This is a genomic window from Comamonas testosteroni, from assembly GCF_030505195.1.
Classification (GTDB): Bacteria; Pseudomonadota; Gammaproteobacteria; order Burkholderiales; family Burkholderiaceae_C; genus Comamonas; species Comamonas testosteroni_G.
The window spans coordinates 2,197,097-2,222,594 of the sequence record NZ_CP129672.1 but is presented as its reverse complement, the minus strand read 5'-3'; the positions used below and the strand labels follow the sequence as shown (position 1 = coordinate 2,222,594).

The following is a 25,498-nucleotide window of genomic DNA, read 5'->3' as shown; positions in this document are numbered from 1 at the left end:
ATCGGCTTTCTTTGCAAAGTTGAGTTGGGCAGGACGTGGCAACGCCCCGGACGAAAAGCGGCGGTCGCATTCTCGTGGCCAGGGCGTTGGCTCGATTATGAAAGCTTGGCATGCATGAGTCCAAACGTTTCATGCATAACGTCCGGGTCGCCTTCTCTTGAGGAGAGTGCATTGCCGCTAAAAGCGTTCAAAAGCTATCAAAACTTGCAAAGATGCTTTTATTTTTCTTTTTGGAAAATTCAATTCGCACCAAATTGGTGCGAATTGAATAAGCGCTGGCAGGATTATCTGGAGGCTCGCAGGCTGACGCCAGCCAGTGAGGGAGAGTGCAGAGACTTCAGGGGCGAGGCCACGGGCTTGCCGAAACGGCGTGGCTGGCCGTTGACGAGTTCCGCATCAGTGGCTGCCTCTGCCTCCCATTGCTGCTGGGCCTGTTGCATCTCTTCGGTGGTGCGGGCCACAAAGTTCCACCACAGCAAGATGGCTTCATCCATGGGTTCGCCCCCGATGATGATGAGGCGGCTGCCGGGCGTGCATTCCAGCTGCACTTCCCGCGTGCCCACAGGCAGATAAATCAGCTCCTGTGAGGGCAGAACCTGGCCTTCGACCTTCACCTCGCCTGACAGGCTCATCACCGCATGCTCGAAGTCGGCGCGCAGCGGCATGGTGGCGCACGCTTGGCCGGCTGTGCCGCAGGCCAGAAGGTCCACGCCCATCAGCGGGGAGTGGACTTCTGCGGGGGCCGCCAGACCGAGGGCTTCACCGGCCAGCACGGTCACGGCAAAGTCGCCGATCTCGGTCCTGGGCAGGTCGGGATAATGCTGGAAGCGGGGTGCAGTATGGCGATGGCTGTCGGGCAAGGCAATCCACAACTGGGCTGCATGCACGCCCAGTGTCTGGGCTTCTTCGGAATGGGCAATGCCGCGGCCGGCCGTCATCAGATTGACCTGGCCGGGGCGGATGATCTGCTCGCTGCCCAGGCTGTCGCGGTGCAGTACCTCGCCCTCGATCATCCAGGTGAAAGTCTGCAGGCCGATATGAGGATGGGGCCCGACCTGCATGCCGGGTGGAGGGGGGACGGCCGGGCCGGCGTGGTCGAGGAAGCACCAGGCCCCTACTTTGCGCAGCGCGGCCTGAGGAATGGCACGGTGGATGGGGATGCCGCCAACATCGGCTATACGGGTGGGTAGACGTTGTAAGTTCTTTGATTCACTCATGACAAATCCTGACGGCGAAGAGATTCGAGTGTCAGGGATATGCGGTATTCGCGCAATCAGACGGCAGAATGCAGCAACGCCTTGCACGCAGTTACATCACTGTGAGGATTCAGCCAATAGGCTGACAAGGACTCCGCCAGGAGTCGGCTAAGTTAAGGCGTAGGCCGCTAGCAGTGGCTTTCACGTTGCGCAATTCGTGCGCAGCGACCTAACAACTGCAGGAGGAATAAACATGAACGAACACAGCACTCAAGGCAACCAGATCTCGGCAGTCGAGATCCAGCTGTATCCCGAGCACTTTGCCGCTCGCGTCACTGGCAAGGTGGAGCATCGTGTCGGAGATGGTCCGTCCGAGCAGATTCCCATGGGCATAGAGATGAAGGTCGATACCGCCATCGCCAGCTATGTGCTGTCCTGGGTCGACCCCGAGGACCAGCAGCCCGAGACCGCATCGCTGGCCAAACGTGAGTTCGAACACTATGTGGAAGTCGGTGCGCTGGAGGTGACGGTGTAATCAAGTTACACACCACAGCGACCAAAGCCCTGCAGGTGACTGCAGGGCTTTTTTTATCGCCGGGCAGTCCCCCGGGATGAAAAGCGTCCCTCCCGGAGGGGGCGAGCACCATGCAGTGTCCGGCGTGAGGTGCCTTTTTTCATGCCTGTGCGGCTTCGGTCAAGGCGGTAGGGATCGAAACCTTGCCTTCCAGCAGTTTGTGCACGGGGCAGGCATTGGCAATCTGCAGCAGGCGCTGGCGCTGCTCGTCGTCCAGCTCGCCATGCAAGGTGATGCTGCGCGTGATCTGGTTGGCATCTGCGGGCTTGCCATCGGGGTTGAGTTGCAGATCCACATCGACATGGCTTAGCGGCCACTGCTTGCGACCCGCGTACATGTGCAGGGTAATGGCCGTGCAGGCTCCCAGGGCCGAGAGCATGAGCTGCATGGGGTTGGGCGCGGTGTCGGCGCCGCCATCATTCACGGGTTCATCGGCATGCCAGACATGGCCTTGGGCATCGGTCAGAGTGATGCGATACGGGGTGGGGCTGCTTTGTGCGTGTGCGCTGTGAATCATTCGCTGCTTCTCCATAAAACCTGGGCCACTTTAAGCGCTGCCTGCAATCCTTGCAGTCATATCCGTTATCAGGTCAAGGCTGCTTGGCCAGCAAGCATGACTGCAAAAGCATTTACGGGGTTTTTGGCAAGCGAAAAAAGCAATATGCCGGCTGTTTATCGGTATTTGGATTCAGGGCGAATTTCTACCGCAGAATTCCGCAATGACCCGATTTCAAAGAAAAATCGGGCAATAACAGAGCGGATTAGGTCACTGCAAGCGGGCTTGCAGATGATTCATCAAACCGAGAGTGGGAGAGCAGGCATTGAATTCGATACGTGGTGTTCACCAAAAAGGTGATTCTTCCGACTGGAAAATCCCTCCGTTCTGGCAAAAGCTCAATAGCTTTTTTCTGTTTCCTCTGCAGACCGAGCCTTTGCTCTATGCATTGCTGTTGTCGGCATGCAGTTATGGCTTGATGTTCGGGTGGATTGGAGTCTTGTTTGTGGGTCTGGGCTTGATGCTGGCAGTCAGCCGTTATGCATTCAAGGTTTCGGCGCTGGCATCTCGTGGAATTACCCATAGCTCCGATTTCCGATCCAGTCAGGTCGATGAGGACTGGAAATGGCTGCCCTGGAAATTCTTCGGGGTACTCGTCGTTTTCGGGATATTCGTGGGCTTTATGGCGACCCGCAGCCTGAGCTTGGGCGTGGTTGCCAATCTTCTGGTGGCCTTCCTGATTCCTGCCACCTGGATGGTGCTGATCAATACCAATAGCCTGAGCTCGGCCGTTAATCCGTTCGAGCTGCTGGCGACGATTTTCGGTATCGGCAAGTCCTATCTGCTGCTGTGCTTTTTCCTGTTTCTGCTGCAGCAGGGCTCGCCCATGGTCCTGGCGATGCTGCTCAAGGTTGCGGCACCCGGATTGGTGCTGCCCCTGGTGAGCTTTGTGATGATTTATTTCAGCTGGGTGATGGCGGCCATGATCGGCTATGTCATGTACCAGCACCATGCGGCACTGGATATCGACCCCGTGCAAGCGCCCGAGGGGCCTGCGACCGTGCAGATCGACCCTGCGGCCCTGGAGGCCAGGCGTCGCGATGCGCTGGTGGCCAGGCTGGTGCAGGACAACAAGATGGACGAGGCCGTGAATCAGGCGCGCGAATGGCAGCGGGAGGACTATGAGAGCCTGCCCGATTGCCGCCGTTACTTCCGGGTGCTCAAGCTGACCGAACGCGCGGAGGCCCTGGTGGAGCTGGGCCAGCGCTTCATTCCCATGCTGCTCGCCCAGCAGCGCGCCAGCGAGGCCCTGGAGGCCTGGGTGAGCTGCGTCAAGCGCAAGCCGGACTTCAAGCTCGATTCGGCCCAGCTCAGTTACGAGTTGGCACAGCAGGCCTGGAAGGCCGGCAAGCCCAGGTATGTTTTGATCCTGGCCAAGGATTTTGAGAAGCGCTTCGCCGGCAGCAGTCTGATTCCGTTCATGCTGGAGTTGATGGTGCGCGCCTACAAGCAGGGCGTGGAGCAGCCCATGCAGGGGGTGGCCGTTTACATGCGCATGAAGCAGCTCTTTCCCGAGCACGAGAGCACCAAGGAGGCGCAGTGGGTGCTGCGTGAGGAGCTGCAGGAGCTTGAGGCCAAGATCTGAGCGTGACTCGACGCTGGCTAGTGCTGTTGTGCCAGCCAGCGCGTGAGAGCTTCCTCAGGAGCCGATTGCTGCAGCAGGGGCAGCCAGGCTTTGGCCTCCTGCACACGTCCGGCCTGGGCCAGGCCGTTGACCAGCAGCAGCAAGCTTGCCGGCCATTGGGGGTGATCTGCCAGCTTGTGCAGGCTGCGGCATAGTTTTTCGGCCTCGGGCAGGGCTCCCAGGTGCACGAAGCTGCGCACCAGTCCATGCATGGTGTCGGCGCTTATGCGCGTTGCGGGCTGTGCGCGCTGCCGATAGCTGCGATAGCTGGCCAGTTGCAGCTGGCGTTCGGCGTCCGTGGTGGCCGGCAGCTTGAAGATACGTCGCGCCGCAGCATGAAAGTCCTCGCTGGCGGGCTGATGGCGAGAGCTTTCAAACCAGGCCCGCAGAATGGCCAGATCCGAGGGGGCCAGACGTGCCGCTTCGCGCCAGGCCGGAGCAGCGCGGTCAAATGCCAGCGCATCGGTATGGCGCTGGGCACGGGCCACGGCCTCGGCCAGCGGCCGGGCGGCGGCCAGTGCCTGCTCTTCTTCGTTGACCGGCGCGGCGACGGTCTGCAGACGCATATAGCCCCACATCAGCAGGGCGCCCGTCAGCAGACCGCCAAAGTGCGCCATATAGGCCACCTGCTTGCCACCCAGAAGATGCTGCAGCAGCTCCACACCCATCCAGACCGGCAGCATGATCAGGGCCGGCCAGCTTGCGTAGTTGAAGTAGAACAGCAGCATGTAGAAGAAGCGGATGCGCCGCATGCGGTACATCACCGCATACATGGCCATGAGGGCCGAAATCGCACCCGATGCCCCTAGGCCGTAACCGCCCATGCCGGCGTAGAACATCAGTGCGAACAGCGAGGCGCCGATGCCGCCGATCACATAGAAGGCCAGATAGGTGAAGGCCCCCAAAGCCAGCTCCAGGGTGAAGCCGAACAGGAACAGAAACACCATATTGCCCAGCAGATGACTGGTGCTGCCATGCAGGAAGGTGGAGGTGAAGGCCTGCAGGGGCTGCCAGCCGGCGCCGTTCTCATAGCTCATGGACCAGCGCTCGGTAAAGCTGCCGCGCGGCTCATGGGGCGCAAAGGCGGCACGCGCAGCTTGCCAGTGCGCATGGCGTGGGTGGCTGGCGGTGATGACCTGGCCGTCCAGCAGGCGCTGGCGGAATTTCTTTTCCTGCCACAGCAGCGCATAGAGCTGGGCATAGGCCTTGTGCTGATAGAGCTTTCGTACTGCCTGCAGCGTGTGCCGGTCAAAACGCTTGCTGCCCTGGGCGGATTGCTCCTCAAGATAGGCCAGGAACGGTGGCAGCTCCAGCGTTGGCAAGGCGGTCTGGGCATATTGCCGGGCCGCTTTTTCCACGGCATGTTCCTCGGGGGCCTGCCAGCCCCAGAAGATCACGCAGTTGATGATGATGAGCAGCACCGTCATCCAGGGCGGTGAGCGCCAGGAAGGCTTGTTCTCAAGAGGAATCGCAATAAACATGGCGGCCTAGTCTGAGGAAGTGGCATCGCTTCGTGCCCTTGGGTGTTGGTGGCGGCTGCGCGTTACAAATGTATCCGAGACATGCTCCGGCCGATTCCGGTCTTGCGGGGCGAAAAAAAGCCAGCATGGCGTCCCATGCTGGCTTTTTGATAGCTTTCAGCGCTTATCTGATAAGCGATTGAGCCTGTTTTGGCATGTAATCGTGAAGATTACTTGGCCACCACGCGCACCATTTCCAGGCACTTGTTCGAATAGCCCCACTCGTTGTCGTACCAGGACACGACCTTCACAAAGGTCTTGTCCAGGGCGATACCGGCTTCGGCGTCGAACACGGAGGTGCAGGTCTCGCCGCGGAAGTCGGTGGCGACGACCTTGTCTTCGGTGTAACCCAGCACGCCCTTCAGGGCGCCTTGGGACTGGGCCTTCATTTCGGCGCAGATTTCTTCGTAGGTGGCTTCGCTGTTCAGCTCCACGGTCAGGTCGACCACGGACACGTCAGACGTAGGCACGCGGAAGGACATGCCGGTCAGCTTCTTGTTCAGCTCGGGGATCACCACGCCCACGGCCTTGGCAGCGCCAGTGCTGGAGGGGATGATGTTTTCCAGAATGCCACGGCCGCCGCGCCAGTCCTTGTTGGAAGGGCCATCCACGGTCTTTTGCGTGGCAGTCGCTGCGTGCACGGTGGTCATCAGGCCGCGCTTGATGCCCCACTTGTCGTTGAGCACCTTGGCCACGGGAGCCAGGCAGTTGGTGGTGCACGAAGCGTTGGAGATGATGGCTTCGCCCTTGTAGGTGCCGTGGTTCACGCCGAACACGAACATGGGGGTGTCGTCCTTGGAAGGAGCGGACAGGATGACCTTCTTGGCACCGGCGTCGATGTGCTTCTGGGCAGTTTCCTTGGTCAGGAACAGGCCGGTGGACTCGATCACGATGTCGGCGCCGACTTCGTTCCACTTCAGGTTGGCGGGATCGCGCTCTTGGGTCAGGCGGATCTTCTTGCCGTTGACGACCAGGGTGTTGCCTTCGACAGAAACTTCACCGTCGAAACGACCGTGCACGCTGTCGTACTTCAGCATGTAGGCCAGGTAGTCAGGCTCCAGCAGGTCGTTGATGCCGACGATTTCGATGTCGGAGAAGTTTTGCACTGCGGAGCGCAGCACGTTGCGGCCAATGCGGCCGAAGCCGTTGATACCAACCTTGATCGTCATAGTTGCCTCGTAGATAGTGAGTAATGAAAAACCGGAGCGGATTGTGCCCGGACTCGGCACCCTGGGGCCTGGTCCGGATGGCTGAGGACTGCGGGTGAGCAAACTTCAGCCGGAAAAAAGGGGCACGAGGCCCCTTTTGCGCTTACTTGGCAGCGTTCTGCAGGGCCACTTGCACGGTGTCGGCCACATTCTCTGCGGTGAAGCCGAAGTGCTTGAACAGAACGCCTGCGGGAGCGGATTCGCCGTAGGTGTCGATGCCGACCACGGCGGCGCAGCCGTACTTCCACCAGAAGTCGGTCACGCCCATTTCCACGGCGATGCGGGGCAGGCCGGCGGGCAGCACGGCTTTCTTGTACTTCACATCCTGCTTGTCGAAGGTCGTTGTGCTGGGCATGGAGACCACGCGCACGGCGATCTTGCGTTCGGCCAGCTGCTTCTGGGCAGCCAGAGCCAGCTGCACTTCGGAGCCGGTGGCGATGATCACGGCCTGGGCCTTCTTGCCCTTCAGGCCCACATCCTTGGGCTCGGAGAGCACATAGGCGCCGCAGGCGATGTCGTCCAGAGCGTCTTCGCTCTTGGGCGAGTAAGCCAGGTTCTGGCGGCTCAGCAGCATGGCTGTGGGCTTGTTCTTCTGGCTCAGGGCCACGGCCCAGGCCACTGCGGTCTCGGTGGTGTCGGCAGGGCGCCACACGTCCAGACCGGGGATCAGGCGCAGGGAGGCTGCGTGCTCGATGGACTGGTGGGTGGGGCCGTCTTCGCCCAGGCCGATGGAGTCGTGCGTGAAGACGTGGATCACGCGCTGCTTCATCAGGGCCGCCATGCGGATGGCGTTGCGGCTGTAGTCGGAGAAGGTCAGGAAGGTGCCGCCGTAGGGGATGAAGCCGCCGTGCAGCGCCACACCGTTCATGATGGCTGCCATGCCGAACTCGCGCACACCGTAGTTGATGTGGCGGCCGATCTGGCCTTCTTCGGTCTTGACCACGGCACCCTTGTCGTCCACGCGGAAAGAGGGAGTGGACTTGGTGTTGGTCAGGTTGGAGCCGGTCAGGTCGGCAGAGCCGCCCAGCAGCTCGGGCAGAGCGGCTGTCAGGCCTTCCAGAGCCAGCTGGCTGGCCTTGCGGCTAGCCACGGTGGCGCCGGCGTCATGGGCGTCGGAGGCGATCTTGGCGGCGATTTCACCGAAGTTGGCGGGCAGATCGCCAGCCATGCGGCGGGTGAACTCGGCGGCCTGCTCGGGGAAGGCGGCCGTGTAGGCGGCGAACTTTTCGTTCCAGGCGGCTTCTGCCTTGGTGCCCAGATCCTTGGCGTTCCAGTCGGTGTAGACGTCGGCAGGGATCTCGAAGGGGCCGTAAGTCCAGCCCAGAGCCGCGCGGGTCAGCGCGATTTCTTCGGCACCCAGAGGTTCGCCGTGGGCCTTGGCCGTGTCCTGACGGTTGGGCGAGCCCTTGCCGATATGGGTCTTGCAGCAGATCAGCGTGGGCTTGTCGGCGCTCTTCTTGGCGGCAGCGATGGCCTTGTCCAGGGCGTCCACATTGTGGCCGTCCACGGCGCGGATCACGTTCCAGCCGTAGGCTTCAAAACGCTCGGGCGTGTTGTCGATGAACCAGGGGGTCACCTTGCCGTCGATGGAGATGCCGTTGTCGTCGTACAGGGCGATCAGCTTGTTCAGCTTCCAGGCACCGGCCAGGGCCGCAGCTTCATGCGAGATGCCTTCCATCAGGCAGCCATCGCCCAGGAACACATAGGTGTGGTGGTCGACGATCTCGTGCTTGTCCTTGTTGAACTCGGCAGCCAGCAGCTTTTCAGCCAGTGCAAAGCCCACGGCATTGGTGATGCCCTGGCCCAGAGGGCCGGTGGTGGTTTCCACGCCGACAGTGATGCCCACTTCGGGGTGACCGGCAGTCTTGCTGTGCAGCTGACGGAAGTTCTTCAGCTCTTCGATGGGCAGGTTGTAGCCGCTCAGGTGCAGCAGCGCATAGATCAGCATGGAGCCGTGACCGTTCGACAGAATGAAGCGGTCGCGATTGGCCCAGTGAGGGTTCACGGGGTTGTGCTGGAGGTGGCGGCTCCACAGCGCTACGGCCATGTCGGCCATGCCCATGGGGGCACCGGGGTGGCCGGAATTGGCTTGTTGAACGGCATCCATTGCGAGTGCACGGATTGCATTCGCCATATTTTGAGTGTTGGCCATCAGGGCGCTCCGAAAAGGAGGGGTAATTCTGCTAAGCCCATCATTTTAATGGAGGCCCAATTTTCGCAGGCGGGATGCGGGTCAATGCTCTACAGTACAACCCCAGAAACAGGTGTCTTGCGCACCCCAAACCGTGTTGAAACGCTGATTGCAATGACTGTAGAAAACGCTGCGTCCCTCTTGGTGCAACCCCCTGCAATGCTGCTGGCCGCAGGCCGGGGCGAGCGCATGAGGCCGCTGACCGATGTCACGCCCAAGCCGCTGCTCAAGGTGCAGGGCGTGCCGCTGTTGCAGCTGCACATGCAGGCGCTGCTTGCTGCCGGCGTGCCGCGGGCCGTCATCAATACCGGCTGGCTGGGGGCGCAGATTCCCGCGTATTTCGGCGATGAATTTGTGTCGCAGCCCGATGGGCGCGCGAGCGCGAAGCTATTGCTCTGCTATTCGGCGGAGCCCGAGAAAGCCTTTGAAACCGCTGGCGGCATCAGTCGCGCCCTGCCGCAGCTGGACCGGGTTTTCTGGCTGGCCGCAGGCGATGTCTATGCCCCGGATTTCAGCTTTGCGGCGAAGGCTGCCCAAGCGTTTGCGCAAAGCGATGAACTGGCCCACCTGTGGCTGGTGCCCAATCCTGCCCACAATCCGCGCGGCGACTTCGGCCTGAGCGAGGACGGCAAGGCGCTGGACCTGCCTGCCGACGATGCGCGAGCACGCTATACCTACAGCACGATTGCGCTGCTGAAAGCCGAGTTGTTTGCGAAGCCCTGGCTCGATGTGGAGCCGGGCAACCCCGAAGGCCTGCGCGAGCCGCTGGCACCGCTGCTGCGCCGCGCCATGCAGGCAGGCCGGGTGGGAGCCTCGCTCTACACCGGTCGCTGGGTCGATGTGGGCACGCCCGAGCGACTGGCCCAGCTCAATAAGGGTTGAGGCATGAGCGCACGCAGCATCGCCTGGCCAGGCTCGCACATCGTCCACGCCTGCACTACGCAGGCTGGCTGGGGCCAGTTGCTGCTGCTGACCCGGGACGGTGGCTTGCATGCGCTGAAGCTACCAAACGGCCGAAGCCAGCAACTGGCGCTGCTGGATTTGCCTGAGCCGACACCGCCTACGCCGCACTGGCCGCACGGCTTCAAAGTGCATTGCGCGCTCAGTGGCGACTACGCGGCGATTGCCGATGATGGCGGTACATGGGGCGTGCTGGTGAACTTGCGTACCGGCGAGCGCATCGCGCAGCTTTTTGGAGGCGACTACCACCCCCAAACCGTGCCTTTTTCCATCGCCTTTATCCAGCACCAGGGCCGCGATGTGCTGATTCACCGCACGCAGTGGAACCGGCTCGATGCCATGGATTGCGCGACGGGCGAGAACCTGACCGAACGCGACGGGCTGGCGTTCGAGCAGCCGCACTATCTGGACTATTTTCATGGTCGTCTTCTGCCTAGCCCTTCGCAGCAATGGTTGCTGGACGACGGCTGGGTCTGGGCGCCCGTGGGCATTCCCTCCGTGTGGTCGCTGCCCGCCTGGCTGGATGGCAACCGCTGGGAGTCCGAAGACGGCCCCTCGCGCAAGCTGCTGGCCCAGGGCGAGGGCTGGGAGCAGCCCTGTGTGTGGCTGGATGACTCGCGCGTCGCCATCTGGAACGTTGGCAACTGGGATGACGATGGTTTTGGCGACTGCCAGCATGCGCCTGGCGTGGTGATCTTCGATATCCATGCGCCTGTGGCCGAGGAAGGCCATGCGGGCCAGGTCTGGCCCATGCCCGGCTTGCCGCGCGCCCTGCATCTGCACTGCGTGAATGGCCAGTTGCTGGTGGTGGGTGAAGGGCAGAGCTGGCTGTGGGATGTGCCAACCCGCGAGCTGCTTTGCCATTGGCCGGATTTCGCGCCCCAAGGCTGGCATGCGCAGCGTGGCGAGCTGATCGAGTGGTCGGCGCAGCAGATCAAAATACTGACTCTATAAACTGCCTTGGAACACATGCCAGGAAGTGCTCCAAGCTAAGAGTTCAGGAGCTTCTCTGTGGATGCGCGGATGCTTGCCATGACCGGTCGCTGGGTCGATGTGGGCACGCCCGAGCGACTGGCCCAGCTCAATGAGCCCCTGGGCCAGGCCGGGTTCTCAGATCTGTCTCATGGGCAGCACGGTTTGGGAGGGCATGGCCGTGGCTTCGGTGGGTGCAAGGGCGCTGCCCGCCAAAGCCGGTGCTGTCTGCGCTAGTGCGCTGCTGTCCGGCGTCGAGAGCATGCCGGCCAGGCTGTGAGCCATGCCAGTGATGCCTTCGTTGGACAGGCCTGCGTCCTTCATTACTGCATCCACGATCGGTTTTGCGATCTGGTATTGCAGCGCCGAGTTCATGACCTGCTCAGGAAACGTGCCCTGAGACGCGCTGGCATGGGATTGGCCGGAGCCTCCGGTGCCGGGCATGCCGCCCACCTGCACGATGCGGATGGAATCGATCTTCTCCATCGGGCGTACGGCCTCGGCGAGGATCTGGGGCAACTGATGCAGCAGCTGGGTTCGCACTTGCAGATCGACCTGGGCTGCCGACAAGGTGTTGAGGGCCTCGTTGATCGCACGTTTGCCTTCCGCTTCGGCCAAAGCGGCAGCTTGGCGTGCCCGGGCTTCGATGGTCAGAGCCTCGGCACGGTCCATGGCCGCCTCTTTTTCGGCGGCTGCTGAAACCTTGACGGAAATTGCGTTCTGTTCGGCCTCTTTGGAGGCCTCGATCAGCTGAATGTCTTTTTCGCGTTCGGCGACGGCCACCTGGCGGGCAGTGTTGACGGCTTCCTCGGCCTTGACCGCGTCGGCTCGGGCCAGATTGGCTGCGGCATCGGCATCGGATTGTTCGCGTGATTTGGTCGAGATGGCAATTTGCGTGTCCTGGCGTGCGATCTCGACTTGCTTGCGCTGCTCGGCACGTTTGGTTTCTGTGTGACGTTCCAGCTCGATTTCACGGGTCTGGATGACCAGGTTTTTCTCGATTTCGGCAGCCCGGATTTCGCGTTCAGCCTCGATGCGCTGCTGACTGACCTGGCGCTCTGCCTCGATGCGTTGCTGGCTGACCAGTCGTTCGGCATCGATCTTGGCGCCTTCGGCATCGCGATTGCGTTCGGCTTGCTGCGTGGCGATCAGGGCCGACTGTTCTGCTCGCGTGTTTTCGATCTCGCGCTGTTGGGAAAGCGTGGCAAATTCCTGATCTTTCTCGATCGTGAGCTTCTGGCGCGTGGCATCAAGATTCTTGGTGCGCACCTGCACTTCTGTGTCCTGCTCGACGTCGTTGCGCTGTTTGCGGCGCGCCTCGGTTTGCTCCGTCAGGCGTGTCAGACCTTCTGCGTCGAAAGCGTTGTTGGGGTTGAAGAACTGCTTGTCGGTTTGATCCAGGCTTGTCAGGGATACCGATTCCAGTTCCAGGCCGTTCTTCTCCAGGTCTTCGGCCACTGCGTTCTGCACAGCTTGCACGAAGTCCCTGCGCATGTCCTGCAGTTCCTGAATGGTCATGGTGGCGGCAGTAGCGCGAAGCGAGTCGACAAATTTGTCTTCGACCAGGGCCTTGAGCTCGTCGGGGCTCATGGTGCGTGTGCCCAGCGTTTGCGCTGCAATGCTCACCGCCTCTTCGGTCTGCTTGACGCGTACAAAGAAAGCCGCGGTCACGTCCACACGCATGCGGTCCTTGGTGATCAGACTTTCCCGCTCACGACGCTGTACTTCGAGCTTGAGCGTGTTCATGTTGACCAGCACGCGCTCATGGAATACGGGCAGCACGATGGCGCCGCCATCCATGATGACTTTCTGCCCGCCCAGGCCTGTGCGCACAAAGGCAATTTCTTTGGTCGAACGCTTGTACAGCCGAGAGAAGATGATGCCGATGGCCAGCAGCGCCACTAAGACAACGGCAGTCAGGATGCCCAGGTCTATCAGGTTGTTCATTTGCTAACTCTCCCGAGATGGTTGTGAATATTTTTGCTTGCTTGTCGAAAGGGTCACAGAATCGATGGATGCGGGTTGACGATGCAGCGATGGATGGCACCGATCTTGCGCACCACCAGGATTTGCACACCTTCTTCAAATACATCACTGTCGATATCTGGCTCTACCATCAGATAGTGCGTTCGGCCATGAGCATCCAGCACGCGCGCCTGAGCGGCCATGCCGCGCCTAGCCCTACCGCCGGAGACCACTCCGGTACGGCCCACCAGCGATCGCTCGCTGATGATGCTGGTTTCGTCCTGCGGAATGATGTGAGCGACCAGTGCACCTAGGCCACGTACCGTGGCCAGTCCCGATGGCACTGCCAGCAAGCTTGCTGCCCAGGTGGGCAGATAGGAGCCCATGAGTCCATGGGCCACCATCTGCAGGCCATAGCCGAACAGTGCATAGCCAGCCAGGAACAGGATCAGCAGCACCAGAGACGGAACGCGGCCCAGATGCAGCCAGCCAAGCATCTGGTCGAGCCCGCCATCTCCGTGAATCTCTGGCAGCACGTTATCGATCAGGTTGCTGGGGCTCATGGCAATCAGCATGCCCAGGCCTTCGATCAGCGCGATTGCCACGATGAGGGCAAAGGCGACCCCGAAGGGCAGGGTTTCAGGGGCAGTGAACAGATTCACGATGAGCGGGTGCGCAGTTGTGCCAGGCGTTCGTTGATCTGGTTCGTTCGCACCAGCTCCTCAAGTTCACGCAATTGGTTGGCTTGCTCCAGCGCAGAGCCTGTCGCAGCGGGAGTCAAACCGGTATGACGTTGGTAGAGGCGGTTGAAAGAGCCGGTGGCCGACTCCAGCCTCTGCTGTGTGGGCACGGCCGGCGTTGCCTTGGTGCCGGAGGTCGTTGCGGCGCGGCTGCGTATGAACTCCTCGATGGCCTCGCTCATTTCGCGCTTTTTGGCCAGCAAGGCGGCGGCATAGCCTTTGAGCTCTTCCTCCTTGTAGGCATGCTCGGCCAATGTCGTCTCCAGTACCGGGATCTGCGCTTCGATGTCCAGTTGGCGCGCGATGGCCGCGCGAGCCAGGTCATCGCGATCCAGGGACAGCGCCTGCTGCACCTGGTCCACCAGTTGAGCGTGGTGTCCGTTGAGTTTGGAGTGCTGCTGCTGGGCCAGATGGCGGTTGGCGCTGACGATTCCCAACTCGTGGCGAACGTCGGCGATGATGGTGTCCACCTCACGCACGGTCTGCTCCATCGTCGCCTGCGGCGCCTGGTTTTCCAGATGATCAACCAGTGCATGGGCGCTGCCCGCGATGATGCGGCCAACACGGGTCTTCAGAGAATCAACCATCTCACGCTCCTTTAAGGGGGTTGGGAATATTGTTGGCCAGCTCGATGGTGGTGCCCATATGCCGACGCACGACTGCCGGGTCATAGGCCTGAGCCTGCTCGGTGGTGGCCTGGCGCAGCAGGCTGGAGCTCAGGCCGAAGAGGCGACGCACCAACAGCTCTTCAAGCTCTGCAGCCTCGGTTTCGGTAGCAGGGGTGTGGCTCACGATCATGGCCAGGCTGGCGGTGACGTGATCGAGCAGCAGATTGAGAACTTCCGAGGTCTTGCCTGTCTTGTCTTCAAGACTTACCAGCGCATCGCGCAGTGGCGCGGCAATATCGCGCGCCCAGCTGTGGGCTGTGGGATAGTCCATTGCTCCGTCGTGCTGGCGTTTGATTCGGCTCAGCAAAACCCGCAATTTGTCGCTATTGGTCGTGGCCCCCTCGACCGGCAGTTGCGCGAGCCATAGATAGAGGTCGCTTGGGATGCGGGCCGATAGCGGTTCCATGGTGGTTGGCGGTGCTGGCATGAGACGTTTCCCGATGTGTTGAATTGATTGTATTCAAACGAATTCAAACGTCAACATTGTGATTGGAAGAGGGCTGGAATGGGCCGCGCTGCGCAGGGAGTCGATGAGCGCAGAGCTGGCGCCATGGCGCTTTGCAGTGCACCGCAGGGAGCGGGTGCTGCACGAGGCGGGCTGCTTTGTTGGAGGAGCCGGCTCATGGCTGCAATCTGCCCCCAAACAGACCCTCAGACCCTCAGACCGGGCGGCATTCGTTGTCTCGGATCTGTGCACTCTGCCATGTCGCCACTTGATTCGCTGTACTTGCCATCACAAGTTCATCGCCAGCGTCTGCTAAGCTCCTGCGCTCTTCAGACAGGCACTCCCGGATGCATCTGTGCGCATTCTCCTGGGGCCGTCATCGGGTGAGTGCATGCAAATCGTTTTCTTCATGGCTTTGGTGGGGCTGGCCGCGTTCTGCCAGAACCTCACGGGCTTCGCGTTCGGGCTGATCTTTGTGGGCGTGGCAGGCGCCACGGGCCTGATGAATATTGCCGATGCGGCCAATGTGGCCTGTCTGCTGTCCATCATCAACGGCGTCAGCTATATGCGCGCCTACCGCTTCGAGCCGGACTGGGCCATGCTCAAGCCCATGCTCATCAGCAGCGTGCTGGGCGTGGTCGGCGGGGTGCTGCTGCTGCACTGGCTCAGCGGCAATACGCTCAATGGCCTGCGCATGCTGCTGGGCCTGGTGATCGTGCTGTGCGCCATGTTGCTGCTGATGCAGAAGAAGGCGCTGGAGCGGCCCTCGGGGCCCGTCGCCCTGTGGGTGGCAGGCGTGTCCTCGGGGCTGCTCGGTGGCTTGTTTGCCACGCCCGGCCCGCCCATGGTCTATCACCTCTACCGCCAGCCGCTGGATCGCCTGCTGGTGCGCCACTGCCTGTTTGCCATGTTTGTCTCCTGCTCCTTGCTGCGCGCTGCCATGGTGGCGGTGGAGGGGCAGTTGAACTGGGCGGTCATGGGCTGGACGGCACTGGCCTTTCCTGTCGTCACGGGCGTGACCTGGTGGAGTGCCAGGCATCCGCCCGCCTGGCCCAGAAGGCTGGTGGAATGGCTGGTCTGCGGCCTGCTGATCCTGTCGGGCGCAAGCCTGCTCTGGTCGGGTTGGCGCGCGAGCCAGCCCGAAGCCCTGGTGCCCGGTGACGCGATGGCGCTGCAGACGGTCCCGCCTTGGGCGGGCACGCAGACGGGGCTGTGTCGAAATAGCTGACATTCGCAGATGTAAGCTGATGTGCAGATGCCCGGCCAGCATTACGATATGCCCATGACTTCTGTATATGCCCAACGCCGCGCACGCTTGGCCGCCCAGTTGGGCGACGGCGGTGTCGCCATCATCCCCACGGCTCCCGAGCTGCATCGCAACCGCGATACCGAGTATCTGTATCGCCACGACAGCTACTTCTACTACCTCACGGGCTTTAGCGAGCCCAATGCCTGTCTGGTGCTGACCGGCGACGGCAAGAGCGTGCTGTTCTGCCAGCCCAAGGATCTGGAGCGCGAGGTCTGGACCGGCTATCGCCTGGGGCCCGAGGCGGCCAAGGCCAGGCTGGGCATGGAGCAGGCCTTCTCCAGCGACGAGATCGATGCCCGCCTGCCGCGCCTGCTGGAAAACCGCGAGCGTGTCTGGTTTCCCTTCGCCACCCACAAGGGTCTGGCCGAACAGGTCGAAGGCTGGCTCAGCCAGGTGCGAGCCCGCTCGCGCTTTGGCGTGATCTGCCCCACGCAGCAGGGCGATGCCTGTGCGCTGCTGGACGAGATGCGTCTGCTCAAGGACGAGCATGAGCAGGACATCATGCGCCGCGCCGCGCAGATCAGTGCCCAGGCCCATGTGCGTGCCATGCAGCGCTCGGCCCGCATGATCCGCAATGGCGAGGAGGTGCGCGAATACCACCTGGACGCCGAGCTGCTGCACGAGTTCCGCCAGCATGGCTCGCAATACGTGGCCTACGGCTCCATCGTGGCTGCCGGCGCCAATGCCTGCGTGCTGCACTATCAGGCCGACAAGGCGCCGGTGCGTGCGGGCGAGCTGGTGCTCATCGACGCAGGCTGCGAGCTGGACGGCTATGCCAGCGACATCACGCGCACCTTTCCGGCCGACGGCAAGTTCAGCGCAGCGCAGCGTGCGCTGTACGAGCTGGTGCTGGCCAGCCAGGAAGCGGCGATTGCCGTCACCAGGGCCGGCAAGCGCTTCAACGACCCGCATGACGCCACTGTTGCCGTGCTGGCCCAGGGCATGCTGGACCTGGGGCTGCTGGACCGTACCAAGTACGGCACGGCCGAGGATGTGATCGAGTCGCGTGCCTACTTCCAGTTCTACATGCACCGCACCGGCCACTGGCTGGGCATGGATGTGCATGACTGCGGCAGCTATGTGGAGCCCAGCGAGCTGGGCGTGGTCAGCGAGCGCAAGGACCCGATCTCGGGCGAAACCATTGCCAATCGCCCCAGCCGCATCCTGCGCCCCGGCATGGTCATGACGATAGAGCCGGGCATCTATGTGCGTCCTGCGCCTGGCGTGCCCGAGCAGTTCCACAACATCGGTATCCGCATCGAGGACGATGCCATCGTCACCGAGACTGGCTGCGAGCTCATCACGCGCGGCGTGCCCGTCAAGGCCGACGAGATCGAAGCGTTGATGCGTGACTGAGAGGCTTGAACCAGAGCTCGGCATGCCGCAGACCTTCAACCACCTGTCCCATGGCGCTGCGGCCAGGCCTTTGCCAGCCGCGCGCATGGGCTTGCTGCTGTGGTTGCTGGGTCTGCCTGGTGTGGTGGCGCTGGCCTGGACGGTGCCGCCGGCCTGGCTGAGCTTTCTGAGCGGAGGCGGTCCGGAGATCGTGGGCACCTGGGTGGTGACGGCGGGGCTGAGCGCCCTGCTGGCACTGAGCGTGGGGTTCGGGATCCGGCTGGGCCCGAAGCTGGGCCTGAGCGCGCCCTTGATTCATGCCCTGGCCGAGGGGCGCGTGCCCTGGCGCGGCATTCGTGTGCTGAGCCTGCCCGGCCTGGCGGGTGGCGTGATCGGCGCGGCCTGGCTGGTGACGCTGGCCGTGGTCTGGCCTGAGAGCATGCCTTTTGTGGACCCGGTCTACGGCCTGCCGCTATGGCCCAAGCTGTTCTACGGCGCGATCACCGAAGAGCTGCTGCTGAGGCTGGGCATGCTCACGGGCGTGATGTGGCTGATGTGGACGCTCTTTGGCAGTCGCAGGCAGCGCCCGGACTGGCGGCTGGGCTGGGCGGCCATCGCACTGGCCGCCCTGTTGTCCGGCTGCATTCCGGTGTTTCTGAACTGGACCGTGGTCGGCGATCTGTCGGCGCCTGTCGTGCTGCAGCTGCTGGTGTGTGAAAGCGTCTATGGCCTGCTGGCAGGCATCATGTTCTGGCGCTACGGACTCGAGGCCGCCATGCTCACGCATGTGGTGACCTATCTGCTCTCGCACGGCCTGATCTGAGGCCCGGACATTTGAACCTGCCGGGCAAAACTGTTTCGACGCGCTCATTGATGCGCTGCACAAGGCTTGTCGGTTTCAGCGCGAGTTTCCCTCTTGTGCTTCTTAATTAATAGCTGCAAGCGATTTATATATAAGCATTTCAAGCATTATTTACCTTGATATCAATGATGGGTAAGCGCAAGCAGCTACTATTTTTTCTGTTCTGGGGCGTGCTTGCCTGGTGCCGCATCGCTGTGCAAGATGCAGTCATGTAACCGCATTCGTGCCAGAATTGAAACCCGATTACATTCCATCGCGAGAGAGACATTTCATGCAAGTGAGTCGTGCTACCAAGATCGTCGCCACACTGGGCCCTGCTTCCAGCGATCCGCAACTGCTTGAACAAATGGTGCGCGAAGGCGTGAACGTCGTGCGCCTGAACTTCAGCCATGGCAAGGCGCAGGACCATATCGACCGTGCCACCATGGTGCGCGAAGCCGCCCAGCGTGCAGGCCGCGAAGTGGCCATCATGGCCGACCTGCAGGGGCCCAAGATCCGTGTCGGCAAGTTTGCCGAGGGCAAGGTCATGCTCGAGCCCGGCGAGCGCTTTGTGCTCGACGCATCGCGCACCGAACCCGGCGACATCAACGGCGTGGGCCTTGATTACAAGGAGCTGCCCCGCGATGTGAAGGCCGGCGACGTGCTGCTGCTCAACGACGGCCTGATCGTGCTGACCGTGGACGCCGTGCGCGGCGAAGAGGTGCACACCATCGTCAAGCTGGGTGGCGAGCTGTCCAACAACAAGGGCATCAACAAGCAAGGCGGCGGCCTGACGGCTCCCGCACTGACCGCCAAGGACATGGAAGACATCAAGACCGCGATGTCCTTCCAGGCCGACTACGTGGCCGTGAGCTTCCCCAAGAACGCCACCGATATGGAAATGGCGCGCCAGCTGTGCAATGTGGCCGCTGCCCAGTACGGTCACAAGCCCAGCCTGATCGCCAAGATCGAGCGCGCCGAGGCCATTCCGCGTCTGGAAGAGATTCTCAAGGTCTCCGACGGCATCATGGTCGCCCGTGGCGATCTGGCCGTGGAAGTGGGCAATGCCGCCGTGCCCGCGCTGCAAAAGAAGATGATCCGCATGGCGCGCGACATGGACAAGGTGGTGATCACCGCGACCCAGATGATGGAGTCCATGATCACCAACCCCGTGCCCACCCGTGCCGAAGTGAGCGACGTGGCCAATGCCGTGCTGGACGGCACCGATGCCGTGATGCTGAGCGCCGAAACCGCTGCCGGCAAATATCCGCTGGAGACTGTGCGTGAAATGGCCGCCATCTGCGCCGCTGCGGAAGCGGCCGAAGACCGCGTCAAGGATGCCGATTTCAGTAACAGCCAGTTCAAGCGTACCGACCAGGCCATCGCCATCGGCGCGCTGTTCACCGCGCATCACCTGGGTGCCAAGGCCATCGTGGCGCTGACGGACTCCGGCTCGACTGCGCTGTGGATGAGCCGTCATCGCATCCATATCCCCATCTACGCCCTGACGCCCAAGCTGGCCACGCAGCGCAAGATGGCGCTGTATCGCAACGTGCGTCCTTTGCTGATGGATACCAGCGCCGAGCGTGACATGGCGCTGGACCAGGCCAAGGGCCATTTGCTGGCCCGCGGCATCGTGCAGTCCGGCGATGTCTACGCCATCACCTGCGGCGAGCCCATGGGCCAGCCCGGTGGTACCAATATGCTCAAGATCTGCAGGGTGGAATAAGCCCCCTGAGCGGCTATGCCGCTTCCCCCCGAGGGGGACGGCATCTTCGCTGCGAGGCGGCTCTTGCTCGATGCCTCTGACTTGACGCATGCCTTATAAAAAAGCTGCCAGCGCTTATGGTCAAAGCGCTGGCAGCTTTTGTTTTTGTAGCGTGCCTCAGGTGACCTGGGGTTGCAGGCGGCGCTTGAGCTGTTTGCGACGCCGGGCTTGCTGGATCTGCAGGGCGCTGCGCCAGACCAGCACGGCGCTGGCGGCACCGATCAGCATGCCGGCCAGAACGTCCGACGGGAAATGCACGCCCAGCACCACGCGGCTCAGCGCCACGCTGGTGGCGAGAAACCATGCGACAACAACCAGCCAGCGCTGGTGTCTGCCCATGCCCAGATTGATGCCCTGAGCCAGGGCAAAGGCGCCGGCGGCGTGCATGCTGGGAAAGCTGGCGCTGGCACCATGTGCTATCCACTGCATGCCCATGCCCAGTTGCGCAGGTCTGGGCATGGGCAGGCCCCAGCGAATCAGACGGCAGGCCAGCCAGGCACATGCCATGGACAGCAAGGCCAGTTGCAGGCTGCGCCGCCAGCCTTTGCCAAGCGCCAGCATGGCAGCAATCACCGGCAGGGCGCACAGGCCGGGCAACCAGTTGGAGGCAAAGCGCGAGGCCTGAATCCACCACAGCGGGCTCTGGGTGTTGGCATTCAGAAAGTGAAATACGGGGGCATCGAAAAGCAGCATGAATGACCTTTGCATGTGCGCAGCGTTCAGTCCCGGGCCAGCAGCTCGTCGGGAGACATGGCGGCATCCGCCGGTGCCTGGCGCGCCATGCGGCGGGTGGTCAGCAGATCGTAAAACCAGCTGGTCGTCCAGCAAAGCCAGGCGGTCCACAGGGTGTGGCTCATGAAGTGAGCGCCGCGCATCTGCTGCGCCAGACCCAGGGCAAAACCGGCCACCAGGGCCGTGGCCAGCCACAGGCGCGCGGCACGCGGCAGGTCGTGGCGCAGCGCGAAGTAGCCGCTGATGAAGGCAAAGCCCGCCGAGGCGTGACCGGCCGGAAAGCAGTGGCCGCCGCCGCCATCTATGACACCCCAGGCCCAGTGCGAGACATAGTGGCCTACACCGCCGAAGTCGGCGAGGTCCCAGGGGCAACTGGTCACGCTGATGCGTTTCATCAGCGCCATGATGATGAGCGAGACCAGTGCGCCCACCACCAGTTGTATCCGGCGTGGGTAAGACACTTTTCGCATCCAGCCGACGGGCCACCAGATCGCCAGGCTCAGCCCCATCACGATGATCCAGGCCAGCTTGCGCGCGCCTTCATGGGCAATGTTGACCATGAACCAGTCGTTTTGCAGGGCAAAGCCCTGGCTGCTGCCAAACCAGTGCGCCATGGGCATGTCCAGGGCGCTCATGTCCCAGGCCAGCACGCAGGCCAGGGCGATGACAGTCCAGCCCAGAAGGGCTGGAGAGGAGGCTGCGCGAAGAGGAGGGTAAGGGATCGAGGGGGCGGACGACTTCATGCCCGCCACGATAGAAAGCGCTGCTTAACAAGCGCTTAAGAGCACGCTCAACCCTGGGCCGTCCAGGCGCTGCGCAGGCGTTTGAGATGCGGCATGAGGCGCAGATGACGGCGGCGGCGCAGCTGGAAGGCGATATGCCAGACGATGAGAGCGCCGCTGATGCCGACCAGCGCGCCGGCCATCAGATCCGAGGCAAAGTGCACTCCCAGATGGACACGGCTCCAGGCGATGCCGATGGCGGCTATCCAGGCCAGCCAGACCAGCGGCTTGCGGTGGCGGGTTGCACCCAGGCTGAGGGCCATGGCCAGGGCAAAGGCTCCGCTGGCATGCAGACTGGGAAAGCCGGCGCGTCCGCCATGCTGAATCCAAAGCGTGCCGAGATTGAGCTGGAACGGACGCGGAGCCGGGAAGCCCCAGCGTATGAGTCTGGCGATCAGCCAGGCCGTGGCCATGGACAGCAGCAGCATCAGCATGGTGCGGCGTGTTGCCGGTGAGCCGAACACCAGGGCCAGCAGGACCAGAACGCCGCTGAGATTGGGCAACCAGGCCGAGAGCGCACGTGCCAGCTGGATGCTGAACCAGTGCGTCTGAGCATCGGCATTGAACAGCGCAAACAGAAACGGATCGAAGAAGAACATGAAGGCGCTGCGGCAGATTGCGGCAATGAAAGGTGGCCGATGTTAAAGCGAAATGCTCGCTTGCGGATGTCAAGCCCATGCGCAAGCAGGGGCGGTGGGCATCGGCGTTGATCGGCCAGTTGAGTGGATTGCGGATTGCCGCGCACAATGCGTGCATGCGAATTCTGGTGGTCGAAGACAACGAAGGCATTGCAGCAGGGCTGCGAGCCAATCTCATGCAGCGCGGCTATGCGGTGGACGTGTGCGCCAGCGTGGCCGAGGCCTGGCATGCCCTGAGTGCCGAGCGCTTCGATGCCGTGTTGCTGGACCTGGGACTGCCCGACGCTGATGGCAGCGAGGTGGTGCGCCGCCTGCGTCAGCAGAGCGGTCGGCCCGGCGTGCCGCAACTACCGGATCCGGCCACGCCGGTGCTGATCCTTACGGCACGCGATCAGGTGCAGGACCGGGTCGCGGGGCTCAATCTGGGCGCTGATGACTATCTGGTCAAGCCTTTTGACATGGACGAGCTGGAGGCCCGCTTGCGCGCCATGATGCGCCGCGCGGTCGGTCAGGCATCGCCGGTGATCCGCCATGCGGATCTGGAGGTGGACCCGGCTGCCCGCATCATCAGGCAGGCGGGACAGAAGGTGGAGGTTTCACCGCGCGAATTTGCCGTGCTCTGGGCCTTGCTGCTGGCGCGCGGGCGGGTGCTCTCACGCCCGCAAATCGAGGAGCATCTCTACAGCTGGGGCGATACGGTGGAGAGCAATGCCGTGGAGGTCTATGTCCACCATCTGCGCAAGAAGCTGGGCCAGAAGATCATCGTGACCATGCGCGGCGTGGGCTACTTCATGCCACAGGAGCAGGAATGAGCGAGCTGCCGCAGACGGGCAAACGCCGCAGCTCGCTGCAGCTGAATCTGCTGGCCTGGATGCTGGGCGCGCTGGCGCTGGTCTGGGGCAGCTTCGTCATCTGGGGCTACCAGACCGGAGTCCACGAGGCCGACGAGCTGACCGACGGGCATTTGGCCGGAGTGGCCGCACTGACCTTGAACTGGCATGTGCAGGACGATGTGCCGGTCGGAGAGACCACGGCGGTCCAGCCGCCTGCAGGCCTGCACGCCCACGACTATCAGGAGTCGCTGAGCGTGGTGCTCTGGAATGCGCAGGGCCTGCTGATCTCGCGCACCGGTCAGGCCCCCTTGCCTGACTTCAACATCGAGCAGGGCTTTGCCACGATTGGCGTGGACGAACGCCAGGCCTGGCGCAGCTATACCCAGTGGAGCCACGACAAAACCGCCAAGGTCACGGTGATGATCGACCTGGCCGAGCGCGACAGTCTGGCCGACGACATTGCCATGCAGATGATTGAGCCGGGGTTCTGGCTGCTGCCCGTGATCGTGGTTGCGCTGGGTGTTGCCATGCGCCGCGGCATGCGCCCGCTCAATCAGCTCACGCAGCGCGTGGATGCGCTGGATCTGAGTCGTGACCAGCGCCTGTCCGACGCCCATGTGCCGCGCGAGCTCTCGCCTATGGTCAGCTCCATCAACACCTTGCTCGACCGCCAGCAGGAAGCCTTGGAGCGCGAGCGCAATCTGGCCAATGAAGTGGCCCACGAACTGCGCACGCCGCTGGCCTCCATTGTTTTGCAGGCCCAGGCACTGAAGTCGGGGGGGCAGACCGATACGGCTGTCATGCAGGCCGCGCTGCAGCGCATCGGTCAGGACGCCCTGCATGCCGGCCATGTGCTCGATCAGTTGCTGACCCTGGCCAGGGCCGGGCGCGGCATGCTGGATGCGCCTTTGCAGACCGTGAACTGGGCCGATGTGGTGCGCGATGTGGCGGCGGCACAGGCTCAGCATGCCTGGCAGCGCGGGGACATGATCTCCGTGGACGCCCCGCAGGAGCTGCCTGTGCGCGGCAATGCGCTGCTGCTCGATTCGGCCCTGCGCAATCTGGTGGAAAACGCCGTACGCCACACGCCGGGCGGCACCCAGATCGAGGTGCAGGCCGGTCTTGATTCGAGCCGGGCGCTGGCTTGGGTGCAGGTCTGCGATGACGGCAGACGCGACGCGGCGCTGGTCCATGTGCCGCCCGTGGACAGTCTGCATCTGGGCCATGAAATCGTCAGCCGCGTCATGCAGGCCCATGGCGGGCGCTTCATCGTGGCCGAGGCACCGCAAGGCTTCACCACCTGCTATCGCATGGAAATACCGCTAGCCGGTTAAAATATCCGGTTACTAAGCGGTTACGAAGCGTGGCCGCTGGTCTTTCCCCGGGCCACAGCTGTCGTGCGGCGCACTGCAGTGATTCATCGCCGGGGGCGTTGCCTCTCAAAACTTTGAACGGAACCCACCATGCCTTTGATCTCGATGCGCGAAATGCTGGACCATGCTGCTGAAAACGGCTATGGCATCCCCGCCTTCAACGTGAACAACCTGGAGCAGGTCCAGGCCGTGATGTCGGCGGCTGACGAAGTCGGCGCGCCCGTGATCCTGCAGGCCAGCGCCGGTGCCCGTAAATACGCCGGTGAGCCCTTCATCAAGCACCTGATCCAGGCGGCTGCCGAGATGTATCCCCACATCCCCCTGGTGATGCATCAGGACCATGGCACCACGCCTGAAGTCTGCCAGGGCGCGCTGAACCTGGGCTTCGGCTCGGTGATGATGGACGGCTCGCTGATGAGCGACGGCAAGACGCCTTCGTCCTTCGACTACAACGTGGACGTGACCCAGAAGGTGGTGGCCATGGCCCACCAGATCGGCGCCACCGTGGAGGGCGAGCTGGGTTGCCTGGGCAACCTCGAAACTGGCGAAGCCGGCGAAGAAGACGGCATCGGCGCCGAAGGCAAGCTGGACCACAGCCAGATGCTGACCGACCCCGAGGAAGCTGCCGTGTTCGTCAAGGCCACCCAGCTGGACGCACTGGCGATCGCCATCGGCACCAGCCACGGTGCCTACAAGTTCAGCCGCAAGCCCACAGGAGACATCCTGGCGATCTCCCGCGTCAAGGAAATCCACGCCCGCATCCCCAACACCCACCTGGTGATGCATGGCTCCTCTTCCGTGCCCCAGGAACTGCTGGCCATCATCAACCAGTACGGCGGCAAGATGAAGGAAACCTACGGCGTGCCCGTGGAAGAGATCCAGGAAGCCATCAAGTACGGCGTGCGCAAGATCAATATCGACACCGACATCCGTCTGGCCATGACCGGCGCGGTGCGCAAGTTCCTGGCCGAGAACCCCGACAAGTTCGACGCCCGCGAATGGCTCAAGCCTGCCCGCGAAGCGGCCAAGCAAGTCTGCAAGGCCCGCTACATCGAGTTCGGCTGCGAAGGCCAGGGCGGCAAGATCAAGGGCTACAGCCTGGAGCAAATGGCCAAGAAGTACGCCGCCGGCGATCTGGCCCAGCTGGTCAAGTAAACTCAAGTTTGATAGCTGTCAGTGCTTTACCCGTAAGCGCTGACAGCTGAAAACCCTCAAAGCCCGCAGTCTGTTGCCTGCGGGCTTTTTTCATGGGTTTTGACTTCTGTTAC

General features: G+C 62.5%; 24 protein-coding genes. 12 read left to right on the top strand and 12 right to left on the bottom strand.

What is annotated here, in order from left to right:
* Window positions 1–284: 284 nt before the first annotated feature.
* Complete coding sequence (locus QYQ99_RS10120) at window positions 285–1,217, bottom strand: pirin family protein (protein WP_302092510.1); 933 nt, start codon at window positions 1,215–1,217, stop codon at window positions 285–287.
* Between the two features lie 232 nt (window positions 1,218–1,449).
* Between QYQ99_RS10120 and QYQ99_RS10115 the strand changes: the two genes are divergently transcribed.
* Window positions 1,450–1,731: a hypothetical protein gene (locus QYQ99_RS10115; protein ID WP_003072434.1), complete on the top strand. Its 282-nt coding sequence runs from the start codon at window positions 1,450–1,452 to the stop codon at window positions 1,729–1,731.
* A 139-nt stretch (window positions 1,732–1,870) separates the two neighbouring features.
* Here QYQ99_RS10115 and QYQ99_RS10110 read toward each other — a convergent pair whose 3' ends face one another.
* Window positions 1,871–2,287 (bottom strand): OsmC family protein, encoded by a 417-nt coding sequence (locus QYQ99_RS10110; protein WP_003072435.1) that lies wholly within the window; start codon window positions 2,285–2,287, stop codon window positions 1,871–1,873.
* A gap of 96 nt (window positions 2,288–2,383) precedes the next feature.
* On the opposite strand from QYQ99_RS10110, the gene QYQ99_RS10105 reads away from it, so the two are divergent.
* Window positions 2,384–2,626, top strand: coding sequence for a hypothetical protein (locus QYQ99_RS10105; RefSeq protein ID WP_302092509.1), 243 nt, complete (start codon window positions 2,384–2,386; stop codon window positions 2,624–2,626).
* Between the two features lie 118 nt (window positions 2,627–2,744).
* On the top strand, window positions 2,745–3,911 hold the full coding sequence (locus QYQ99_RS10100; protein WP_302092508.1) for a hypothetical protein: 1,167 nt from the start codon (window positions 2,745–2,747) through the stop codon (window positions 3,909–3,911).
* Window positions 3,912–3,928: 17 nt separating this feature from the next.
* Here the strand turns inward: QYQ99_RS10100 and QYQ99_RS10095 are convergent, their stop codons facing one another.
* The 3 genes from QYQ99_RS10095 to tkt all read right to left on the bottom strand — a co-directional run bounded on the left by QYQ99_RS10095 (window position 3,929) and on the right by tkt (window position 8,830).
* Window positions 3,929–5,431: a rhomboid family intramembrane serine protease gene (locus QYQ99_RS10095; protein ID WP_302092507.1), complete on the bottom strand. Its 1,503-nt coding sequence runs from the start codon at window positions 5,429–5,431 to the stop codon at window positions 3,929–3,931.
* A 209-nt stretch (window positions 5,432–5,640) separates the two neighbouring features.
* On the bottom strand, window positions 5,641–6,639 hold the full coding sequence (gene gap / locus QYQ99_RS10090; protein ID WP_003060372.1) for a type I glyceraldehyde-3-phosphate dehydrogenase: 999 nt from the start codon (window positions 6,637–6,639) through the stop codon (window positions 5,641–5,643).
* 142 nt (window positions 6,640–6,781) lie between these two features.
* Window positions 6,782–8,830: a transketolase gene (gene tkt / locus QYQ99_RS10085; RefSeq protein WP_302092506.1), complete on the bottom strand. Its 2,049-nt coding sequence runs from the start codon at window positions 8,828–8,830 to the stop codon at window positions 6,782–6,784.
* A 153-nt stretch (window positions 8,831–8,983) separates the two neighbouring features.
* Here tkt and QYQ99_RS10080 point away from each other — a divergent pair, with 153 nt between their 5' ends.
* Together QYQ99_RS10080 and QYQ99_RS10075 are read left to right on the top strand one after the other, a co-directional pair.
* Window positions 8,984–9,751 (top strand): nucleotidyltransferase family protein, encoded by a 768-nt coding sequence (locus QYQ99_RS10080; RefSeq protein WP_302092505.1) that lies wholly within the window; start codon window positions 8,984–8,986, stop codon window positions 9,749–9,751.
* Window positions 9,752–9,754: 3 nt separating this feature from the next.
* Complete coding sequence (locus QYQ99_RS10075; RefSeq protein WP_302092504.1) at window positions 9,755–10,783, top strand: hypothetical protein; 1,029 nt, start codon at window positions 9,755–9,757, stop codon at window positions 10,781–10,783.
* A gap of 156 nt (window positions 10,784–10,939) precedes the next feature.
* On the opposite strand, the gene QYQ99_RS10070 is transcribed toward QYQ99_RS10075, so the two are convergent.
* From QYQ99_RS10070 to QYQ99_RS10055, 4 genes are read right to left on the bottom strand one after another with little or no spacing between them, the layout of a single operon-like run.
* Entirely contained in the window at window positions 10,940–12,748 is a 1,809-nt protein-coding gene (locus QYQ99_RS10070; protein WP_302092503.1) for a flotillin domain-containing protein, read from the bottom strand.
* A gap of 53 nt (window positions 12,749–12,801) precedes the next feature.
* Window positions 12,802–13,428, bottom strand: a complete 627-nt coding sequence (locus tag QYQ99_RS10065) for a YqiJ family protein (RefSeq protein ID WP_302092502.1) — start codon at window positions 13,426–13,428, stop codon at window positions 12,802–12,804.
* Window positions 13,425–14,093 carry a PspA/IM30 family protein gene (locus QYQ99_RS10060; protein WP_302092501.1) on the bottom strand — a complete coding sequence of 223 codons (669 nt, stop codon included), beginning with the start codon at window positions 14,091–14,093 and terminating at the stop codon, window positions 13,425–13,427. The genes QYQ99_RS10065 and QYQ99_RS10060 overlap by 4 nt, the downstream gene beginning before the upstream one ends.
* A gap of 1 nt (window position 14,094) precedes the next feature.
* A complete protein-coding gene (locus QYQ99_RS10055; RefSeq protein ID WP_302092500.1) occupies window positions 14,095–14,601 on the bottom strand; it encodes a hypothetical protein in 507 nt (168 codons plus the stop codon).
* Between the two features lie 409 nt (window positions 14,602–15,010).
* On the opposite strand from QYQ99_RS10055, the gene QYQ99_RS10050 reads away from it, so the two are divergent.
* The 4 genes from QYQ99_RS10050 (at window position 15,011) to pyk (ending at window position 19,833) form a co-directional block, all read left to right on the top strand.
* Entirely contained in the window at window positions 15,011–15,847 is an 837-nt protein-coding gene (locus QYQ99_RS10050; RefSeq protein WP_302092499.1) for a sulfite exporter TauE/SafE family protein, read from the top strand.
* A 27-nt stretch (window positions 15,848–15,874) separates the two neighbouring features.
* Complete coding sequence (locus QYQ99_RS10045; RefSeq protein WP_302092498.1) at window positions 15,875–17,284, top strand: aminopeptidase P N-terminal domain-containing protein; 1,410 nt, start codon at window positions 15,875–15,877, stop codon at window positions 17,282–17,284.
* 22 nt (window positions 17,285–17,306) lie between these two features.
* Window positions 17,307–18,086 (top strand): abortive infection protein, encoded by a 780-nt coding sequence (locus QYQ99_RS10040; RefSeq protein WP_302092497.1) that lies wholly within the window; start codon window positions 17,307–17,309, stop codon window positions 18,084–18,086.
* 310 nt (window positions 18,087–18,396) lie between these two features.
* On the top strand, window positions 18,397–19,833 hold the full coding sequence (gene pyk / locus QYQ99_RS10035) for a pyruvate kinase (RefSeq protein WP_302092496.1): 1,437 nt from the start codon (window positions 18,397–18,399) through the stop codon (window positions 19,831–19,833).
* Window positions 19,834–19,989: 156 nt separating this feature from the next.
* Here the strand turns inward: pyk and QYQ99_RS10030 are convergent, their stop codons facing one another.
* The 3 genes from QYQ99_RS10030 to QYQ99_RS10020 are packed head-to-tail and all read right to left on the bottom strand — an operon-like array spanning window position 19,990 to window position 21,985.
* The gene (locus QYQ99_RS10030) at window positions 19,990–20,565 is read right to left on the bottom strand and encodes a phosphatase PAP2 family protein (RefSeq protein ID WP_302092495.1); all 576 of its coding nucleotides are present in this window, start codon (window positions 20,563–20,565) and stop codon (window positions 19,990–19,992) included.
* A 26-nt stretch (window positions 20,566–20,591) separates the two neighbouring features.
* On the bottom strand, window positions 20,592–21,347 hold the full coding sequence (locus tag QYQ99_RS10025) for a phosphatase PAP2 family protein (protein ID WP_302092494.1): 756 nt from the start codon (window positions 21,345–21,347) through the stop codon (window positions 20,592–20,594).
* Between the two features lie 47 nt (window positions 21,348–21,394).
* The gene (locus QYQ99_RS10020) at window positions 21,395–21,985 is read right to left on the bottom strand and encodes a phosphatase PAP2 family protein (protein ID WP_302092493.1); all 591 of its coding nucleotides are present in this window, start codon (window positions 21,983–21,985) and stop codon (window positions 21,395–21,397) included.
* A gap of 155 nt (window positions 21,986–22,140) precedes the next feature.
* On the opposite strand from QYQ99_RS10020, the gene QYQ99_RS10015 reads away from it, so the two are divergent.
* The 3 genes from QYQ99_RS10015 (at window position 22,141) to fba (ending at window position 25,385) form a co-directional block, all read left to right on the top strand.
* Window positions 22,141–22,836 carry a response regulator transcription factor gene (locus QYQ99_RS10015; protein WP_302092492.1) on the top strand — a complete coding sequence of 232 codons (696 nt, stop codon included), beginning with the start codon at window positions 22,141–22,143 and terminating at the stop codon, window positions 22,834–22,836.
* Window positions 22,833–24,191: a histidine kinase dimerization/phospho-acceptor domain-containing protein gene (locus QYQ99_RS10010; RefSeq protein ID WP_302092491.1), complete on the top strand. Its 1,359-nt coding sequence runs from the start codon at window positions 22,833–22,835 to the stop codon at window positions 24,189–24,191. The genes QYQ99_RS10015 and QYQ99_RS10010 overlap by 4 nt, the downstream gene beginning before the upstream one ends.
* Before the next feature lie 129 nt (window positions 24,192–24,320).
* On the top strand, window positions 24,321–25,385 hold the full coding sequence (fba, locus tag QYQ99_RS10005) for a class II fructose-bisphosphate aldolase (RefSeq protein ID WP_003072472.1): 1,065 nt from the start codon (window positions 24,321–24,323) through the stop codon (window positions 25,383–25,385).
* Window positions 25,386–25,498 lie beyond the last annotated feature (113 nt).

What these genes read in the sequence shown, in the direction of transcription:
- QYQ99_RS10120 (WP_302092510.1), bottom strand. Translation starts at nt 1,217, where the DNA reads ATGAGTGAATCAAAGAACTTACAACGTCTACCCACCCGTATAGCCGAT.
- QYQ99_RS10115 (WP_003072434.1), top strand. Translation starts at nt 1,450, where the DNA reads ATGAACGAACACAGCACTCAAGGCAACCAGATCTCGGCAGTCGAGATC.
- QYQ99_RS10110 (WP_003072435.1), bottom strand. Translation starts at nt 2,287, where the DNA reads ATGATTCACAGCGCACACGCACAAAGCAGCCCCACCCCGTATCGCATC.
- QYQ99_RS10105 (WP_302092509.1), top strand. Translation starts at nt 2,384, where the DNA reads ATGACTGCAAAAGCATTTACGGGGTTTTTGGCAAGCGAAAAAAGCAAT.
- QYQ99_RS10100 (WP_302092508.1), top strand. Translation starts at nt 2,745, where the DNA reads ATGTTCGGGTGGATTGGAGTCTTGTTTGTGGGTCTGGGCTTGATGCTG.
- QYQ99_RS10095 (WP_302092507.1), bottom strand. Translation starts at nt 5,431, where the DNA reads ATGTTTATTGCGATTCCTCTTGAGAACAAGCCTTCCTGGCGCTCACCG.
- gap (WP_003060372.1), bottom strand. Translation starts at nt 6,639, where the DNA reads ATGACGATCAAGGTTGGTATCAACGGCTTCGGCCGCATTGGCCGCAAC.
- tkt (WP_302092506.1), bottom strand. Translation starts at nt 8,830, where the DNA reads ATGGCCAACACTCAAAATATGGCGAATGCAATCCGTGCACTCGCAATG.
- QYQ99_RS10080 (WP_302092505.1), top strand. Translation starts at nt 8,984, where the DNA reads ATGACTGTAGAAAACGCTGCGTCCCTCTTGGTGCAACCCCCTGCAATG.
- QYQ99_RS10075 (WP_302092504.1), top strand. Translation starts at nt 9,755, where the DNA reads ATGAGCGCACGCAGCATCGCCTGGCCAGGCTCGCACATCGTCCACGCC.
- QYQ99_RS10070 (WP_302092503.1), bottom strand. Translation starts at nt 12,748, where the DNA reads ATGAACAACCTGATAGACCTGGGCATCCTGACTGCCGTTGTCTTAGTG.
- QYQ99_RS10060 (WP_302092501.1), bottom strand. Translation starts at nt 14,093, where the DNA reads ATGGTTGATTCTCTGAAGACCCGTGTTGGCCGCATCATCGCGGGCAGC.
- QYQ99_RS10055 (WP_302092500.1), bottom strand. Translation starts at nt 14,601, where the DNA reads ATGCCAGCACCGCCAACCACCATGGAACCGCTATCGGCCCGCATCCCA.
- QYQ99_RS10050 (WP_302092499.1), top strand. Translation starts at nt 15,011, where the DNA reads ATGCAAATCGTTTTCTTCATGGCTTTGGTGGGGCTGGCCGCGTTCTGC.
- QYQ99_RS10045 (WP_302092498.1), top strand. Translation starts at nt 15,875, where the DNA reads ATGCCCGGCCAGCATTACGATATGCCCATGACTTCTGTATATGCCCAA.
- QYQ99_RS10040 (WP_302092497.1), top strand. Translation starts at nt 17,307, where the DNA reads ATGCCGCAGACCTTCAACCACCTGTCCCATGGCGCTGCGGCCAGGCCT.
- pyk (WP_302092496.1), top strand. Translation starts at nt 18,397, where the DNA reads ATGCAAGTGAGTCGTGCTACCAAGATCGTCGCCACACTGGGCCCTGCT.
- QYQ99_RS10030 (WP_302092495.1), bottom strand. Translation starts at nt 20,565, where the DNA reads ATGCTGCTTTTCGATGCCCCCGTATTTCACTTTCTGAATGCCAACACC.
- QYQ99_RS10025 (WP_302092494.1), bottom strand. Translation starts at nt 21,347, where the DNA reads ATGAAGTCGTCCGCCCCCTCGATCCCTTACCCTCCTCTTCGCGCAGCC.
- QYQ99_RS10020 (WP_302092493.1), bottom strand. Translation starts at nt 21,985, where the DNA reads ATGTTCTTCTTCGATCCGTTTCTGTTTGCGCTGTTCAATGCCGATGCT.
- QYQ99_RS10015 (WP_302092492.1), top strand. Translation starts at nt 22,141, where the DNA reads ATGCGAATTCTGGTGGTCGAAGACAACGAAGGCATTGCAGCAGGGCTG.
- QYQ99_RS10010 (WP_302092491.1), top strand. Translation starts at nt 22,833, where the DNA reads ATGAGCGAGCTGCCGCAGACGGGCAAACGCCGCAGCTCGCTGCAGCTG.
- fba (WP_003072472.1), top strand. Translation starts at nt 24,321, where the DNA reads ATGCCTTTGATCTCGATGCGCGAAATGCTGGACCATGCTGCTGAAAAC.